We start from the raw sequence: 14,065 nt of genomic DNA on the forward strand, positions 1-14,065 counted from the left end.
TGAAAGCAGGAATTATAATAAGCATAAAATTAATCCGCTAATTTTATAATTTTTAAAAAAATTAAAATAAGCTGTATGGTTAGTTTTTACAGTTCCATGTGAAGGACGGGATATTCTTTACCTTCTCCATCCAGTTCGGATCTATACAATACACTAAAGCCCAAGTGTTTATAAAAATCCACTGCCTGGCTATTTTGTTCGTTCACATCTACTTTTCTTACCTGTAAATCTGATATTGTGTAGGCCATCAGCTTCTTTCCAATTCCGGTTCCCCGATAATCGTTATGAACAAACAACATTTCAAGATTTCCTTCTGCAACGCCTGCAAAACCTATTAAAATATTGTTCTGTTCAAATCCTACCAGGGTTACATATTGAAAATATACAGGAAGCTGTTTTTTATAATATACAAAGTCTTCCTCTCTAAGAAAATCATGGGTATTCCGTACTGCACTCTCCCAGATCTCCACCAAACGCGGGTAATCTGATATCTTAATTTCTTTGATCATAATTGTAAATTCAGGAGCACAAAGGTGAGAACTTATTGACTAGAAACACTGAACCCAGGTTAAAAAATACGTTTGCGTATTCTGCTCAGTGCCTGTGGAGTGATCCCCAAATAGGAGGCTATATCTTTTAGAGGTATATAATTTAATGTGGTTCCATATTCAGCAATCATTTGGAGGTAATACTGTTCGGAAGAATACTTAATCAGATCGATATTTCTGTTCAGAATTTTATTCAATAAAATGGCCGTTAAATCATCAAAAATTATTTTTAATCTTGGAATAGCTGAATATAATTCGGCGGTTTTCTTTTTGTCTATACGATAAATAACGCTGTCCACAATAGTCTGTACATTAAAGGCTGATTTTTCCTGTAATGTAAATGAAATATTCGACAATGAAAATGTTCCGTTTTTACAAAACCAGAAAGTCTGCTCATCTCCTTTATGATTAATGATCCAGCAACGCAACAGCCCATCAAAAACAAAATAGCTGTACTTTTCTATTTCTCCCTCCTGAATAAGGAAAGTATTTTTTTTCATCAGAATCCGTTCAAAATATTGGTCAAACAGATCAGACTCTTCCCTGCTAAAGGTATGGATGTCTACATTAAATTCTTCAAGTAATTTTTCTAAAAGCATACAATAGAAATTATTTATACATTCAGGTTTTAATCATTCAAAGATACACATTGATTATTGCAGAAAATATCTTTCCGGGATCGTGATCATTATAAAATCATTTGGTTTCTATTTTAACAATTTTCTTTCCCTGCTCGCCCAAATAATGAACAACCAGCTTTTCATACACTTTATAACCATCATCAATATTGGTGAAAATGACAATTCCTTTTCCGGAACCCGGCAATACTATAGCAATGCATCTTGTCCCCTGATCTGCACCGCCATGAGACAAGGCATACTCTCCGTTGCCAAGATCATAGATTTCAAAACCAAGTCCGAAATACTTATTTTCTTTGGTTTTCACCTGCTTTTTTATCATTTCCTGAAATATTTCAGGTTTCAGGTTTTTCCCTTTCATCACGCTGGTCATAAAATTTCCATAATCTTCTACGGTGGTATGCAGATCATCGGCTGCGTTGGCTACTTTATTTTTTTCTATCGGGTAAGCCGTTCCTTTTTCATTATATCCTGTTATAAATCGTGATTCATCAGTTTTCTGATCCCAAATATAGTTGGTATCATTCATTTTAAGAGGTTGAAATATCATTTCTTTCGCCAGCTGATCCAGTGATTTACCAAATTTCTTTTCAAGTGCTTTTCTGAGATATTCAAATCCTTCTCCTGAATATTGATATTTTGTACCGGGATCAAACTGAAAATTCAGTTTTTTGTCAGCATTCATCCATCTCCAGTTTGGGAAACCAGTCTGGTGGCTCAGGATAATTCTGGTTGTCAATTTTTTATGCTTGGGATCGTTGGCGATATCTGGATCTATCCAATAAGAATCAAGAGGCTCATCAAGTTTCCATTTTCCTAAGCTGATCAAACGTAGAGCAACCATTGCAGTAACAGGCTTTGTAAGAGAGGCTACATTAAAAAGAGCATCATGGGGAGCTGAAATTCCTTTTTTAACATCTCCGAAAACTTTTACTTCCTGTAGTTTTCCTCCATTGATGATGCCTAATCCAAGGGTAGGAATATTATTCTCTTTCAGCCAGCTTTCCATTGACTGATCATTATCAAACAGGGTTTCATTATCTGTAGTGTTCTTTGGGTGATGGTTAAAGCTCAGTGAGTTTTTAAGTTTCCATTCTCCATTTTCCAATATCCACAGATGGGTAAATTTGGCTTCTCCGACCAGTTTTTCTGCTTGCTTTTCTATTTTTTCATAAAACTCGTGATCTCCTTTCTGAATGGCAGCATATATTTTCCCTTCTTTGTACATGGGATAAACTTCTGTACTTTTCTCAATAAGGACTCTCTTTAGCTGATACGTTTCCGGAGATTTGCATAAGCCATTTTTAAAATCGGTTATAAATTTATTTTTTTCTGCAAAGCCTCCTTTATCGTGATAAAATTCAAATTTTTCACTTAGAAAACTTTCCATCTTCGGAATATCGCAGGTATTGTAGGCGACTGAAAAAAACAGACTGTCTTTTGACATAATGGTTCGGTAGAGCGAATCTGTTTTGGGTAATTGAGCCTGAATATAATTAGAAAGTAAGGTAAAAAAAAGAAGTGCCAATGAAGCTGTCTTTGTCATGATTAAATTTTTGACAAAGATTATCTTTTCGCCTGTTTCGAAACGAAAAATGAACCCGACAAAAACCCGACAAAGCACCGACAGGTTTTATATCATACTGAAATTCAATTTGAAATACAATTTCTTATTTCTATCAATCTCAGCAGTATTGCGAAGGATAATAAAAATATTAGAGAGTACTATTGCGATCATAAGAATCAAAGTAAACGGTCTTCCGAGCTTTAAAAAGATTCCCAAAATGAATACAATCGGCGCCATCACTGTCCATATCATCTGAACTGAAATAATTTGTTTCACCAGACTATTTCTCTGCTTCATGGCAAACATCAGAATAAGAGGAATGAGAATATTCAATGGTGGCAATAGGGTAAATAATAATGAAGAAAGATTGATGATTTTAACCAGAGAATAATTGATCTCTGGCTGTAAGTACTGTTCTTCCTTTATTTCAGGAGCAGTCTTTACTATTACGTCATCATTTGTCTCGGGAATTACGACAGGATCTTGTAATAGACTTTCTTCGATCTCCAAGGCGTGAGCTAATGCTCTTAAGCTATGTCCTTTAGGTTCTGTACCCGCTTCAATCCGTTGAATCGTTCTTACAGAAATCTTCGATTTTTCTGAAAGTTCTTCCTGAGTCAGATTTTTCTGTTCTCTTACAGCTTTTAGTTTAGACATAACAATGATTGAAGGGAATGTATTCGCAATTAATTTTGACAGCTAATTTACAGTTTTTTAAGAAGTGATGTTTCTTTATCTGAGAGGGAGGAATCGTTTTTAATCCATGAAAGTAAAATCCGGAACAGGTTAAAACTGTCCCAGATTTCGGTGTATAGTCATATAAAGTTTAAATACTGATTATTTTGGTGCAAAACTGAGAATAAAATAACACGTACGAAACCGTAGAAATACGGGTTTTAATTGATCGGGTTCACTTTGGTTTTAAACCTTTCAGGAGGGCTGAGTTGCTATTAACTCAGATCGTTTTTCCCTTTCATCCTAATTCAAACTTCTAGCATCTTCAGTAGTACGCTTATCCAAATAATATTTCTTTTCTCTCATTATTGTAAATTCATTTTCTTTCCAATCTTTAGGGCGTATATATTCATCAAAAATCCTATTCAAGTCTGAGTAACCAAATCCTCTTAAGTATTCATCACGTATCTCGTTAGGTTTTAGAGCTCCATCCTTCTTACCAGGAGTAAAATGCGGACGGTCTATTTTTTCTTCTTTTATTCTTTTATATACTTCTCTATCTATTTCTTCTTTTATTACTCTTTTTAGTGTATCTTCTTCTGTTTCTTCTTTTCTTATTTTATTTCTTCTATTTTTTATTTTATCTTTTCTAACTAGTTCATTTTTCTCTTTTTCATCCATTCCTTCTATTCTCTCAGTAACTTCTTTTATTATCTCCGCTTTTTTATCCTGAAGATATTTACCTGTTCTTGTCGGGAGAACATTCAATAGGATTCGTTGATATCCAATATCCAGTCTTGCCTCTTTAGAAATTCCTTTTTCACCAAGGATTTTATCACGATTATCGTTCCATTTGGCCATTCTTTCACCACCTATACTGCCATATTCTTCCATATATAAGACTTTATAGCCTAACATAGCCATTACTTCGAGGTTTCCACTTCTGAAACCAAGATGTTTTACCTCTTTAAAATGCGTTTCAAAATACTCATACAGCTTAAATTGCCCCATCCGGGTATTCCCACTCCATTTGGACAGTTCATTTGAATTTTCATCATTCCAAAATTCGGTGATATTAAAAACTTTGGAAGTTCCAACCTCAGCATTGATCTCCTCAGCAATTTTGTCAAACTGATGACCTCGTTTCGTCGAATCGTCTTTTTTTCTCCAGCCTTTATCTCTTCTTTCCGTCTGATACCCCTTATCTCCGGTGATCATGATAGCATCATACATATCCACTGCTCTATCTATAATCTGCCTGGTTCCAAAATAGCTGGTATCATGCTCTATATGAATATCTCCATTCTTACCACTGAACCGTGACCATAATATCAGTAAACGATTTCCACGGGTAGGTATACCCTTTTCTATCAACCATTTTTTTATAGCGTCATTTTCTTCATTATTACTATTGACCTTCCATGCATTTCTTACCTCCTCCCGCATTTTTTTTGTGAAATTTTCAGCAACATAATCCGTCCCATAGCCAAGAGACACTTCTTCTTTTGGAATTTCTTTTTGTTCTCGAAGCTTACAAATTGCTTTTTTTAATTCTTGATTATTCCCTCTTAATCTACTTACTTCCGCCACATGTATTCTGTAGTCAGCAATTTCCGACTCTTCATAAAACTTTTTAATAGAATCCGCTTTGTCTGTCGGATCTTTGCAATTCTCATTACCTTTTGTAATGATTACATGAAGCTTATCATCATCCACTAAAGCAGCGGCAATTGCAAACATATCTCCTGTTGCATATCCCGGCTGAATGAGTACTTTAGGTTTTGTACTTGTTTCCATTATTGATTATTAAATAGGTTATCAGACAAATTTCAAGGTAAAGTTCCTACCGGATTAGAGGGAATGTACCCATCTTTAGAAATTCAGGGTTTACTCTTAGCATGGATGATCACAGTATATATAAATAGTAGTTTAAGACTTCTATTAAGATCACTATTCATTATAAATACACTTCATTTTCCAATATAAAAATCACTTATAGGAGAATACCCTTATTTTTAAAAAATCCGTTTTTTCCCTTAATGAAGATTTATTTTTATTAATGAAATTTGTATCAGACAAAAGAGGTCAGCAATCTCATCATCAATCTTTAACGGATACCGTACGAAAGTTGATCGAAGAGAAAGCGTCTTAAAAAAAGACAAAAATTAAAAAAGTAATAACCAATTAAACCCAAAATATGGCAGAAACCGTAAACAACCAGACGACAGATGCAGTAACGCAGACCAATGTTACCGTGCTCGGTGAATCTCCTGCACAGGCTATGAGTATGCTTTACCAGATGGCCACCCACGCCAGTGGAATTTCCATTCAGAATTCGGTAACCAATCAGCAGAACCTCAATCAGCTCAACCCAGCCATTGTTGCTGACGCCATTAAAATTTTAAAAGGATAATAAAACCTTACCATCATGAATGAACTTAACAGTGAAACCCCACAGCCACAGGCAGCAGAAGCCACCACTCCGGCGGAAAAAGCTGTAGTATTTGTGAACAGTGAGGTATTGGCACCACCTCAAGGTTCTCCGATGACCGGAGTAACGAAAGTAATGATTGAACAGTCTACAGGAATGATGGTTCAGGATTTACAGTCTTTTTTAAAAGGATTTGAACAGGTAGGCCTTATCGCATTGAGCAGACTTGCTAATAATTTACTGACCTATGGAACCACCTTCGGGCCGGCGCCAGGCAGTAAAGAGGCATCTACCCACCCAACGGAACTGTTTCAGGGCCAAGATGCAGGAAAAGGAAATGAAATGATGAAAGACTTATTTAAAATGGTAAGTGATTATGCGGAGGTAAAAGCTAAAGTTTCCAATACTATTTATAATGTCAACACGCTTCCTGTTTCTGCTAAAACCCATTCTTCTCCCACTTCTTATACTGAAATTTCTAACGGAACTGAGGAGAGCGAAAAAAAAAACGAATAGCAGATCCGGGTCAGGAAGAAGCCTCATTAGAGAAAGAAAATATGAGAAAAAACTTTATCACGGCTAATTATGAGGGGAAATTGGTATTGAAGTCAGTAAAACTGACACAGCCACTTATCAAACCAGAAATTAAAGAAGCAGTAATTACTTCAGAAAAATCTGAAGAGCATCCAGAGAAAAAAACAATAATAACTCAACTCATTAACAAACTCAAAAACAATAAGACATGAATTATTCCTCAGTAACCAAACCCGCCAAGATTTTAAATCTGCGCAGTCTAAATGAACTTAATGAAGGTCTTTTCCTTACGAAAAGCACAGATACCCTTTACCTGGACACGAAAAGTACAGAACCTAAAAGGAGTGAACATAATAAGGACCGTTTTGTATTTAATCTTCAAACCTCTGATATCAATATACAGCCTTCAATAAGAATGTGCAACTGTATTGGTAAAAATGGTAAGAGGTATACGAATTATCAATGCTTTGTAGTGGAACCCAAAGACAGAGCCACCGGAATTGTCATCATCATGATTAAACTTGATGATCCCAAAGTATTCTATTGCAATGTGAGAATTTTACCCCTCGCCACTTTAAGTGATGTTGCTTCTCCTGATCATGATTCAAAGTTTCTTACAGTGAACCTGGAAAAATCAAAATGGACCCTAAAAACAGATCTCACCATTATACCATCAGATACAGGAGAGGCATTGTACGCTGTGCACGATGTAGATGTTGCAGCAATTTCCGACCTGATTACTCAGGATGAAATGGTAGAATTAAAAAGGGAATTAGAGTTTCAGGTGTCTAAACTGATTGCTCATTATTTTCAGGAAATTTTAAGCATTATTGAGAATGAGCCACCGGCCAATCATCCCAATCTTCGTGTAATTCCGGATGACTATATCTTAACCCTTCCTAATGGGCAATTAAAAGAAATGCTCTCTGCCAGTACTATCTCAGCCTGTGTTGCTCTGGAAGCTGTAGGATATAATGTCGTTAAAGATCTCAACCGGGACTGGAGAGCTGCGTCAGCATTCATCAGTTATTTAATATAATTATAAAAGACAACACTTATGAACAGAAAAACTCCTGTAAAGCAACCACCCAATGCGGTGACAGAACCTGAAATGATTCAGGAAGAGATTATGCCTTTTGTTCTAAGGCATGAAGATCAAATTGTGAATTATATCAAAGAAAAAGCAATTAAAGAGACCATGAAATCACTGGCTCCTTTATTGGAAAAACTGGAAGAAGCCGTTAAACAGCAAGAAGCGGCTCCTGTTCCGGCAGCAACAACTCCGGCTGAAGTTCCTTCTATGAATTATGAAGAGCAATTGAAAAAACTTCAGGAAGCTTCAACAGCAAAGTTAAGACAGAAGGAAATCAAAATCGTTGACAGGATGAATAAGCTGAATGCAAGATTTGGTAATATCCGTCCATAAATTATCAAACACCAATAGTTATTATGAACGAAATCAATACAATAATCACAGGAATGTCTACTGCTGTGCCACAGGCTATTTCTACCCAGGTAAGTGCACATTCTACAGGATTAATGCAGATCAACTCCGTATTAAATCAGCAAAGGGACTCAATGATGGCAATGACCAATTATGTCATAGGAATGAAAAAAATGAGTTCCGGAAAACTGAAATACAGAGAATTGGGAATGTTTAAAAAAGGAAGATTTTAATCCCTATTATTCAATATTTACGGATGCGGTTTTAGTTTCCTGTAAAAGTAAGGTCCGATGCTATCCATATATACAGTCAGGTCAACGTTTATTTTTTTTGCATCGCCTTCCCATGCTGTCAATACTCAAAAGCAATCATTCAGAATACATTTTCCGCCCAAAGGAATCCTATATTGCCAGCAGATATATTACAGGAATTCATTTTTAAGACAGATATTAAAAATGACAGCCGCATCCTCTTTTCAACATCATTCTTTTGTTTGTTGAACTTAAAAAGATATGCTTTAAACCTGCACAGATTGTACAGATAAGGGTTCCAACCATTGTAATAAGAATCACCCTTTAGATCTAATCATCCATTACCAGTCTATATCAATGCTTTTGAAATCTATTTCATCTGTGGAATCTGTTGTGGGTTTAAAAATATAATACAAACTAGTTTACCTCAATAATTATTAACCGAGATCACATCTCAAAAAAAAACAATTACAACTATGGCAACAGTCAATGAACAAATCACAGACGCAGTAACGCAGTCCAACGTAAAAGTAATAGGAGAATCTCCTGCAATGGCTTTAAGCAATGTCTATCAATCTGCAGCACATTCTACCGGTATTATGTTTGAAAATGCGGTAACCAATCAGAACCAACAGAATATTTTAGGTCAGGCAGCAACCACTCAGGGAATTCTGCAGATCTACAGTCTGGATACGGTAGCTGATGCGGTTTCGATTGCTAAAATCCTAAGACCTTAATCTTTTTGATAAAACTTATTCTCTCAACCGGAAACTCCGGTTGTTTTTAACCCATAAACAATAATCATTATGCCACCAGTAAACGGACAAATCACCGATGCAGTAACACAGTCTAACGTAAAAGTAGTAGCAGAATCTCCTGCTGTAGCTTTAAGTAACGTGTATCAAACCGCTGCGCATTCTACAGGAATTATGTTTGAAAATGCTATCAATGCTCAAAATCAGCATAATATCTTAACCCAGGCTGCGACAACACAGGGTGTTACTCAGATTTACAGCAAAGATACCATTGCAGATGCAATCTCTATTGCCAGAATCCTTACCCCTTAATCTTTTTTGCAATAAGCAGAATCTCATTTCAACAACCGGAAAATCCGGCTGTTTTTAAACTCAAATAAACAATAATCATTATGGCTAACGAAAAAGCTGGAACAACAGTAAACGAACAAATCACAGATGCAGTAACACAGTCTAACGTAAAAGTAGTAGCAGAATCTCCTGCTGTAGCTTTAAGTAACGTGTATCAAACCGCTGCGCATTCTACAGGAATTATGTTTGAAAATGCAGTGAATGCACAAAATCAACAGAATATTCTTACGCAGGCTGCGACTACACAAGGGGTATCTCAGATCTACAGCCTGGATACCATTGCAGATGCGGTATCTATTGCTAAAGTCCTTAATCCGTAATTCATTTTTGCGATAAGCAGAACAGCATTATCCGAACAGCCGGAAAATCCGGTTGTTTTTAAATCCAAATAAACAATAATCATTATGGCTAACGAAAAAGCTGGAACAACAGTAAACGAACAAATCACAGATGCAGTAACGCAGTCTAACGTAAAAGTAGTAGCAGAATCTCCTGCTGTAGCTTTAAGTAACGTGTATCAAACCGCTGCGCATTCTACAGGAATCATGTTTGAAAATGCAGTGAATGCACAAAATCAACAGAATATTCTTACGCAGGCTGCAACAACACAGGGAATTTCTCAGATCTACAGCCTGGATACCATTGCAGATGCGGTGTCAATGGCTAAGATCCTTAATCCGTAATTCATTTTCGCAATACGCAGAACAGCATTATCCGAACAGCCGGAAAATCCGGCTGTTTTTAAATCCAAATAAACAATAATCATCATGGCTAACGAAAAAGCTGGAACAACAGTAAACGAACAAATCACAGACGCAGTAACGCAGTCTAACGTAAAAGTGGTAGCAGAATCTCCTGCAATGGCATTAAGCAACGTGTATCAAACCGCTGCGCATTCTACAGGAATCATGTTTGAAAATGCGGTGAATTCTCAGAACCAACAGAATATAGTTACTCAGGCAGCTACCACTCAGGGAATTTCTCAGATCTACAGTCTGGATACTATTGCAGATGCAGTATCAATGGCTAAGATCCTTAATCCATAATTCATTTTTGCAATAAGCAGAACATCATTATCTGAACAACCGGAAAATCCGGTTGTTTTTAACCCCAATAAACAATCATTATTATGGCTAACGAAAAAACTGGAACAACAGTAAACGAACAAATCACAGACGCAGTAACGCAGTCTAACGTAAAAGTAGTAGCAGAATCTCCTGCAATGGCTTTAAGCAACGTATATCAATCTGCGGCACATTCTACAGGTATTATGTTTGAGAATGCAGTAACGGCCCAAAACCAGCAAAACATTTTAGGTCAGGCGGCCACTACGCAGGGTGTAATACAGATCTACAGTCTGGATACCATTGCAGATGCAGTTTCTATTGCTAAAGTATTAAATCCTTAATTATAGTGTATTTTTTAGATTTCTTGTGATCAGGGAGTACATCAGTGTACTCCCTGATTCTTTATGATTATTTATCAAACAGTACTATTTCGTTGGCATCAATGATGGTATTCTGTACAGCATAGATAACCAATCCCGCCATATTCTTCACTCCTGTTTTAATCATGAGATTGGTTTTATGAGTTTCTACCGTCTTGGGAGATATGAACAATGAATCTGCAATTTCTTTTGTGCTGAGCTGTTGACACACCAATCGCAAAACATCAACTTCTCTGTCCGTCAGTTCATTTTTTGAAAAAGCATGAAACTCAGGAAGTTTATTGGAAAACTGGTTTCGCATGACATCAATCTGTTCATTGGAAAAATAATGTCCTGTATTGTAAACGGTATTGATAACAGTTAGCAGCTCTTCCAGCTCAATTTCTTTAGATAAAAAGGCATGAGCTCCCATTTTGAGCATCTGCCCCATGAAAGAACGCCTGTAGAAACTGGAAAGCACTATAATTTTCGTGTCGCTCTCTTTTTTTGACAAAGCTGTCATCACTTCAATACCATCTCCGTTCGCCATCCTTAAATCGAGGATCAGAATATCCGGAGATCCTGCTTCTTCATTAAGAAACTGATGACCACCGGTGGATGTATGCACCACCTGATAATTCCCGTTGTTTTCGATATAATTTTTTAAAAGCTGTACAAACAGCAGATCATCATCTACAATGCCGATCTTAATTTTTGAATGTTCCATGTTTATTTTATTGTATTTCCATACAGGCTATAAATTTAGTCCCTTTCTCAGGCTGTGTTTTAAGTTTATAAATGGCTTTGATTTTCTGTGCCCGTGACTGAATATTCCTCAATCCAATACCTCCTGACCGATTTTCTATGATAAAACCTCTTCCATTGTCTTCGATAGTCAGCATAAGATAATTCAGAGATATTCTCAATGATACGTCAATCCTGGTTGCTTCAGCGTGTTTCAGAATATTGGTAATGAGCTCCTGAACAATTCTGAAAAGATTTAATTTTACCGGATTACTGATAGGCATTCCTATCGTAATAGAACGGAAAATCACTTCTACATTTTTATTGACCTGTTCAAGATAGTCTGCAAGTAAATCTGTGAGATCAATCTCATTAAGATCTGGTGGAGTAAGATTGTGTGACAGCTCACGAATGAGCTGCATGGATCTTTTTAAATCCCGGTTGAGTTCCTCTGGTTTTTTATCATGAAGATTCAAGCGGATAAGGTTCAGCTGTGAAATAATATTATCATGAAGTTCTTCAGCCAGACGCTCCCTGTCCTGTTCCTGCAGAAGCAATATATTCTCTCTGTATTCTTTTTGAGTATTACGAACCATCTGAGAAACTTTTTTCTTGTTTCTTTTTATACTTTTCAAATAGTTAATAACCAATAATGTAATTAATAACGTTGTTAAAAAGAATAGTCCAATACCGATCCATATCCATATAACTATCTGATCCTGATTCTCCCAACGCCACATCCCAGATTAATAAAAGCAATATAAAAAGACAATAACAGAACGCCTCTAAAAAGCCAGATGGGCGCTACCCAATTCAGGTGGTTACTGATTAAAAAATGAAAAGCTGTGGAGATAAGACATTCGACAGAAAAAAATAAAAAAACAATGACATTAACAATGAACATATTCTTTTCTGCACGTCCTTCTCTGATGATCTTCATAAAATAAGAAGCCGCATAGCTGCAGATAATGATACTGGTGATAATATTGGAATAAAAAGTAACCAGCAGATCATTTTGTACAGGCATCATATTTCCCACCAAAACCAATCCTGCATAACAATAAATAATCCATCTTACTTCACGGGAAAGCTGAATATAATAATGGTTATAGATCACTGTAAGAATCATTAAACCAAAAAACTGACTCAACGCATAATTATAGGTATTGAGGGTATTAAACTTCAGCATCCGGTCAATCAGGTCCGTCAGCTCAAGGACCAATTCTCCAGACAGAAGTATAATCACAGGAAGTTTGGTTTTTACCCCTTCTTTTACCAATACAAACAATCCTGCCAGTAAGACCAGATTAATAATAATTTGCAGATACAGGGACAGATAATTATACGAAAACACTACTGCTTTGCTTCAAAAGTTGATAATCACTGAGAGTATCAACGGTAAACGGAGGTCTTGGAGTAGAATAATTTTCCGCAGTTTCGCTCATATGATCAACAGCAAGGCTTTTTACGGTAATAATCTCTATATGATAAGGAAATTCTGAGTTTTTCTTTTCCAGATCATCGGTAAGTCCAAAAAAGCTGGTGCAGGTCTGCTCATCTGCTATTCCCATTCTTTCGTAATCTGAAAAAGGAATTGAGATCAACTGGAAAAAATCCGCTTCTTTCTGAGACTGCAGCCAGGCTGTTCCGAACATATTCCATCTGAAATTACGGTTAATAGCAGATTCGGCGGTAATGGGAGGAAGATTTACTACAATCTCATTGTTGCTTTCCATCTTTGATTCTGTAAAATCACGTAAAAAATCCTTAATGATAATATTGCTGAAATCAGCATCTTTATCACTTTTAGAATCAATCAGAAAAAATTTCAGCTGTTTCTCATGAATACCTATGTAAGCATGAATTCTTTTCAGCTCTTCCTTTTCAAGATGTGTTGCCCATTGCGCAATCTCCTTTCCTGAAACACTGAAATGAGTTCCCTGATTTAAGTAATTCAAAATTTCTGCTCCATTCGCCCCATTTTCGATAGTATAGGGATCGATAAGATTTTTCCAGTTTCTGAGAGCCTCAAAGATGTTTTCCGTTGTCATGGTTATAAATATTTGTGAATGATAATTATTTTATGTGTTGAAATTTACAAAAAAAATGGAGTTATATTTATTTTTAAATCACATTTGAGTGTAAAATAAAGTGTATTTGAATAAAATTAATTATTCTTTTCTTTTTTTATAAAATCAGATCAGAAAGAGCACATATCTTTGTTCTGAAAAATCTGGTGTAAAACATACTGACTTATGATTCCATTTCAAGATCTCCCATTTTTTATAGTGGCGGCCTTTATACTGGCTATAAGCCCGGGTCCCAATATGATTTATTTAATCTCAAAATCGATCACTCAAGGAAAGAAATCAGAACTTATCTCATTAACTGCTGTTATCTGTGGTTTAATGTTTCAAATCATTATGGTTTCTTTTTGACTTACAGCTGTCTTGCGGACAGTGCCCATTTGCGTATACAGTACTTAAAACAGCAGGTATAGTTTACCTTTTATATTTAGCCTATCAAGCCATTAAACCCAAAAGCAAAAACATTTTTGAAGTAGATCACATTTCACTTCATGGGTATTATTTCTAAAAGAGACTATTTTAAGCTAATATTTCATTATTTTTGCATCCGAAAATTTCGTCCGGAAGATCTGTTTAAATACAGTAAGGATCTCTAATCATTTCCTGTTTATTTC

The 14,065-nt window shown here is 36.0% G+C and carries 21 protein-coding genes; 12 read left to right on the forward strand and 9 right to left on the reverse strand.

Features of this window, described 5'->3' with window-relative positions:
* Positions 1-86: 86 nt before the first annotated feature.
* The 5 genes from ACQ76T_RS11610 to ACQ76T_RS11630 form a co-directional block, all read right to left on the reverse strand.
* Positions 87-509, reverse strand: coding sequence for a GNAT family N-acetyltransferase (locus tag ACQ76T_RS11610; protein WP_431343453.1), 423 nt, complete (start codon positions 507-509; stop codon positions 87-89).
* Positions 510-568: 59 nt separating this feature from the next.
* Positions 569-1,147, reverse strand: a complete 579-nt coding sequence (locus ACQ76T_RS11615; protein ID WP_431343454.1) for a Crp/Fnr family transcriptional regulator — start codon at positions 1,145-1,147, stop codon at positions 569-571.
* Positions 1,148-1,244: 97 nt separating this feature from the next.
* Positions 1,245-2,732 (reverse strand): serine hydrolase, encoded by a 1,488-nt coding sequence (locus tag ACQ76T_RS11620; protein WP_431343455.1) that lies wholly within the window; start codon positions 2,730-2,732, stop codon positions 1,245-1,247.
* Positions 2,733-2,819: 87 nt separating this feature from the next.
* On the reverse strand, positions 2,820-3,410 hold the full coding sequence (locus ACQ76T_RS11625; RefSeq protein ID WP_431343456.1) for a helix-turn-helix domain-containing protein: 591 nt from the start codon (positions 3,408-3,410) through the stop codon (positions 2,820-2,822).
* Positions 3,411-3,731: 321 nt separating this feature from the next.
* Positions 3,732-5,225: a hypothetical protein gene (locus ACQ76T_RS11630; protein ID WP_431343457.1), complete on the reverse strand. Its 1,494-nt coding sequence runs from the start codon at positions 5,223-5,225 to the stop codon at positions 3,732-3,734.
* A 400-nt stretch (positions 5,226-5,625) separates the two neighbouring features.
* On the opposite strand from ACQ76T_RS11630, the gene ACQ76T_RS11635 reads away from it, so the two are divergent.
* The 12 genes from ACQ76T_RS11635 to ACQ76T_RS11690 all read left to right on the forward strand — a co-directional run bounded on the left by ACQ76T_RS11635 (position 5,626) and on the right by ACQ76T_RS11690 (position 10,602).
* Positions 5,626-5,841, forward strand: a complete 216-nt coding sequence (locus ACQ76T_RS11635) for a RebB family R body protein (protein WP_027381237.1) — start codon at positions 5,626-5,628, stop codon at positions 5,839-5,841.
* Between the two features lie 15 nt (positions 5,842-5,856).
* On the forward strand, positions 5,857-6,375 hold the full coding sequence (locus ACQ76T_RS11640; protein WP_431343458.1) for a hypothetical protein: 519 nt from the start codon (positions 5,857-5,859) through the stop codon (positions 6,373-6,375).
* A 41-nt stretch (positions 6,376-6,416) separates the two neighbouring features.
* On the forward strand, positions 6,417-6,605 hold the full coding sequence (locus ACQ76T_RS11645; protein ID WP_431343459.1) for a hypothetical protein: 189 nt from the start codon (positions 6,417-6,419) through the stop codon (positions 6,603-6,605).
* On the forward strand, positions 6,602-7,432 hold the full coding sequence (locus ACQ76T_RS11650; protein ID WP_431343460.1) for a hypothetical protein: 831 nt from the start codon (positions 6,602-6,604) through the stop codon (positions 7,430-7,432). Before ACQ76T_RS11645 ends, ACQ76T_RS11650 begins: the two co-directional genes overlap by 4 nt.
* Positions 7,433-7,450: 18 nt before the next feature.
* Positions 7,451-7,819, forward strand: coding sequence for a hypothetical protein (locus ACQ76T_RS11655; RefSeq protein ID WP_431343461.1), 369 nt, complete (start codon positions 7,451-7,453; stop codon positions 7,817-7,819).
* Between the two features lie 23 nt (positions 7,820-7,842).
* On the forward strand, positions 7,843-8,070 hold the full coding sequence (locus ACQ76T_RS11660; RefSeq protein ID WP_431343462.1) for a RebB family R body protein: 228 nt from the start codon (positions 7,843-7,845) through the stop codon (positions 8,068-8,070).
* Positions 8,071-8,564: 494 nt separating this feature from the next.
* The gene (locus tag ACQ76T_RS11665) at positions 8,565-8,825 is read left to right on the forward strand and encodes a RebB family R body protein (protein ID WP_431343463.1); all 261 of its coding nucleotides are present in this window, start codon (positions 8,565-8,567) and stop codon (positions 8,823-8,825) included.
* 69 nt (positions 8,826-8,894) lie between these two features.
* Positions 8,895-9,155, forward strand: coding sequence for a RebB family R body protein (locus tag ACQ76T_RS11670; RefSeq protein WP_431343464.1), 261 nt, complete (start codon positions 8,895-8,897; stop codon positions 9,153-9,155).
* Positions 9,156-9,235: 80 nt separating this feature from the next.
* On the forward strand, positions 9,236-9,514 hold the full coding sequence (locus tag ACQ76T_RS11675; RefSeq protein ID WP_431343465.1) for a RebB family R body protein: 279 nt from the start codon (positions 9,236-9,238) through the stop codon (positions 9,512-9,514).
* 84 nt (positions 9,515-9,598) lie between these two features.
* Entirely contained in the window at positions 9,599-9,877 is a 279-nt protein-coding gene (locus tag ACQ76T_RS11680) for a RebB family R body protein (protein WP_431343466.1), read from the forward strand.
* An 84-nt stretch (positions 9,878-9,961) separates the two neighbouring features.
* On the forward strand, positions 9,962-10,240 hold the full coding sequence (locus tag ACQ76T_RS11685; RefSeq protein WP_431343467.1) for a RebB family R body protein: 279 nt from the start codon (positions 9,962-9,964) through the stop codon (positions 10,238-10,240).
* A gap of 83 nt (positions 10,241-10,323) precedes the next feature.
* Positions 10,324-10,602 (forward strand): RebB family R body protein, encoded by a 279-nt coding sequence (locus ACQ76T_RS11690; RefSeq protein ID WP_431343468.1) that lies wholly within the window; start codon positions 10,324-10,326, stop codon positions 10,600-10,602.
* 67 nt (positions 10,603-10,669) lie between these two features.
* Here ACQ76T_RS11690 and ACQ76T_RS11695 read toward each other — a convergent pair whose 3' ends face one another.
* The 4 genes from ACQ76T_RS11695 to ACQ76T_RS11710 all read right to left on the reverse strand — a co-directional run bounded on the left by ACQ76T_RS11695 (position 10,670) and on the right by ACQ76T_RS11710 (position 13,415).
* On the reverse strand, positions 10,670-11,347 hold the full coding sequence (locus ACQ76T_RS11695; protein ID WP_431343469.1) for a response regulator transcription factor: 678 nt from the start codon (positions 11,345-11,347) through the stop codon (positions 10,670-10,672).
* 7 nt (positions 11,348-11,354) lie between these two features.
* Complete coding sequence (locus tag ACQ76T_RS11700) at positions 11,355-11,960, reverse strand: sensor histidine kinase (RefSeq protein ID WP_431343470.1); 606 nt, start codon at positions 11,958-11,960, stop codon at positions 11,355-11,357.
* Between the two features lie 113 nt (positions 11,961-12,073).
* Positions 12,074-12,718: a hypothetical protein gene (locus tag ACQ76T_RS11705; RefSeq protein ID WP_431343471.1), complete on the reverse strand. Its 645-nt coding sequence runs from the start codon at positions 12,716-12,718 to the stop codon at positions 12,074-12,076.
* Positions 12,705-13,415 (reverse strand): hypothetical protein, encoded by a 711-nt coding sequence (locus ACQ76T_RS11710; protein ID WP_431343472.1) that lies wholly within the window; start codon positions 13,413-13,415, stop codon positions 12,705-12,707. Before ACQ76T_RS11710 ends, ACQ76T_RS11705 begins: the two co-directional genes overlap by 14 nt.
* Positions 13,416-14,065 lie beyond the last annotated feature (650 nt).

Origin of the sequence: Chryseobacterium sp. JK1, from assembly GCF_050632815.1 — a bacterium.
In the GTDB taxonomy this organism is placed as follows: domain Bacteria; phylum Bacteroidota; class Bacteroidia; order Flavobacteriales; family Weeksellaceae; genus Chryseobacterium.

Excerpts from the sequence above, each read along its gene's own strand:
- ACQ76T_RS11610 (WP_431343453.1), bottom strand. The coding sequence starts at position 509 with ATGATCAAAGAAATTAAGATATCAGATTACCCGCGTTTGGTGGAGATC.
- ACQ76T_RS11615 (WP_431343454.1), bottom strand. The coding sequence starts at position 1,147 with ATGCTTTTAGAAAAATTACTTGAAGAATTTAATGTAGACATCCATACC.
- ACQ76T_RS11620 (WP_431343455.1), bottom strand. The coding sequence starts at position 2,732 with ATGACAAAGACAGCTTCATTGGCACTTCTTTTTTTTACCTTACTTTCT.
- ACQ76T_RS11625 (WP_431343456.1), bottom strand. The coding sequence starts at position 3,410 with ATGTCTAAACTAAAAGCTGTAAGAGAACAGAAAAATCTGACTCAGGAA.
- ACQ76T_RS11630 (WP_431343457.1), bottom strand. The coding sequence starts at position 5,225 with ATGGAAACAAGTACAAAACCTAAAGTACTCATTCAGCCGGGATATGCA.
- ACQ76T_RS11635 (WP_027381237.1), top strand. The coding sequence starts at position 5,626 with ATGGCAGAAACCGTAAACAACCAGACGACAGATGCAGTAACGCAGACC.
- ACQ76T_RS11640 (WP_431343458.1), top strand. The coding sequence starts at position 5,857 with ATGAATGAACTTAACAGTGAAACCCCACAGCCACAGGCAGCAGAAGCC.
- ACQ76T_RS11645 (WP_431343459.1), top strand. The coding sequence starts at position 6,417 with ATGAGAAAAAACTTTATCACGGCTAATTATGAGGGGAAATTGGTATTG.
- ACQ76T_RS11650 (WP_431343460.1), top strand. The coding sequence starts at position 6,602 with ATGAATTATTCCTCAGTAACCAAACCCGCCAAGATTTTAAATCTGCGC.
- ACQ76T_RS11655 (WP_431343461.1), top strand. The coding sequence starts at position 7,451 with ATGAACAGAAAAACTCCTGTAAAGCAACCACCCAATGCGGTGACAGAA.
- ACQ76T_RS11660 (WP_431343462.1), top strand. The coding sequence starts at position 7,843 with ATGAACGAAATCAATACAATAATCACAGGAATGTCTACTGCTGTGCCA.
- ACQ76T_RS11665 (WP_431343463.1), top strand. The coding sequence starts at position 8,565 with ATGGCAACAGTCAATGAACAAATCACAGACGCAGTAACGCAGTCCAAC.
- ACQ76T_RS11670 (WP_431343464.1), top strand. The coding sequence starts at position 8,895 with ATGCCACCAGTAAACGGACAAATCACCGATGCAGTAACACAGTCTAAC.
- ACQ76T_RS11675 (WP_431343465.1), top strand. The coding sequence starts at position 9,236 with ATGGCTAACGAAAAAGCTGGAACAACAGTAAACGAACAAATCACAGAT.
- ACQ76T_RS11680 (WP_431343466.1), top strand. The coding sequence starts at position 9,599 with ATGGCTAACGAAAAAGCTGGAACAACAGTAAACGAACAAATCACAGAT.
- ACQ76T_RS11685 (WP_431343467.1), top strand. The coding sequence starts at position 9,962 with ATGGCTAACGAAAAAGCTGGAACAACAGTAAACGAACAAATCACAGAC.
- ACQ76T_RS11690 (WP_431343468.1), top strand. The coding sequence starts at position 10,324 with ATGGCTAACGAAAAAACTGGAACAACAGTAAACGAACAAATCACAGAC.
- ACQ76T_RS11695 (WP_431343469.1), bottom strand. The coding sequence starts at position 11,347 with ATGGAACATTCAAAAATTAAGATCGGCATTGTAGATGATGATCTGCTG.
- ACQ76T_RS11700 (WP_431343470.1), bottom strand. The coding sequence starts at position 11,960 with ATGGTTCGTAATACTCAAAAAGAATACAGAGAGAATATATTGCTTCTG.
- ACQ76T_RS11710 (WP_431343472.1), bottom strand. The coding sequence starts at position 13,415 with ATGACAACGGAAAACATCTTTGAGGCTCTCAGAAACTGGAAAAATCTT.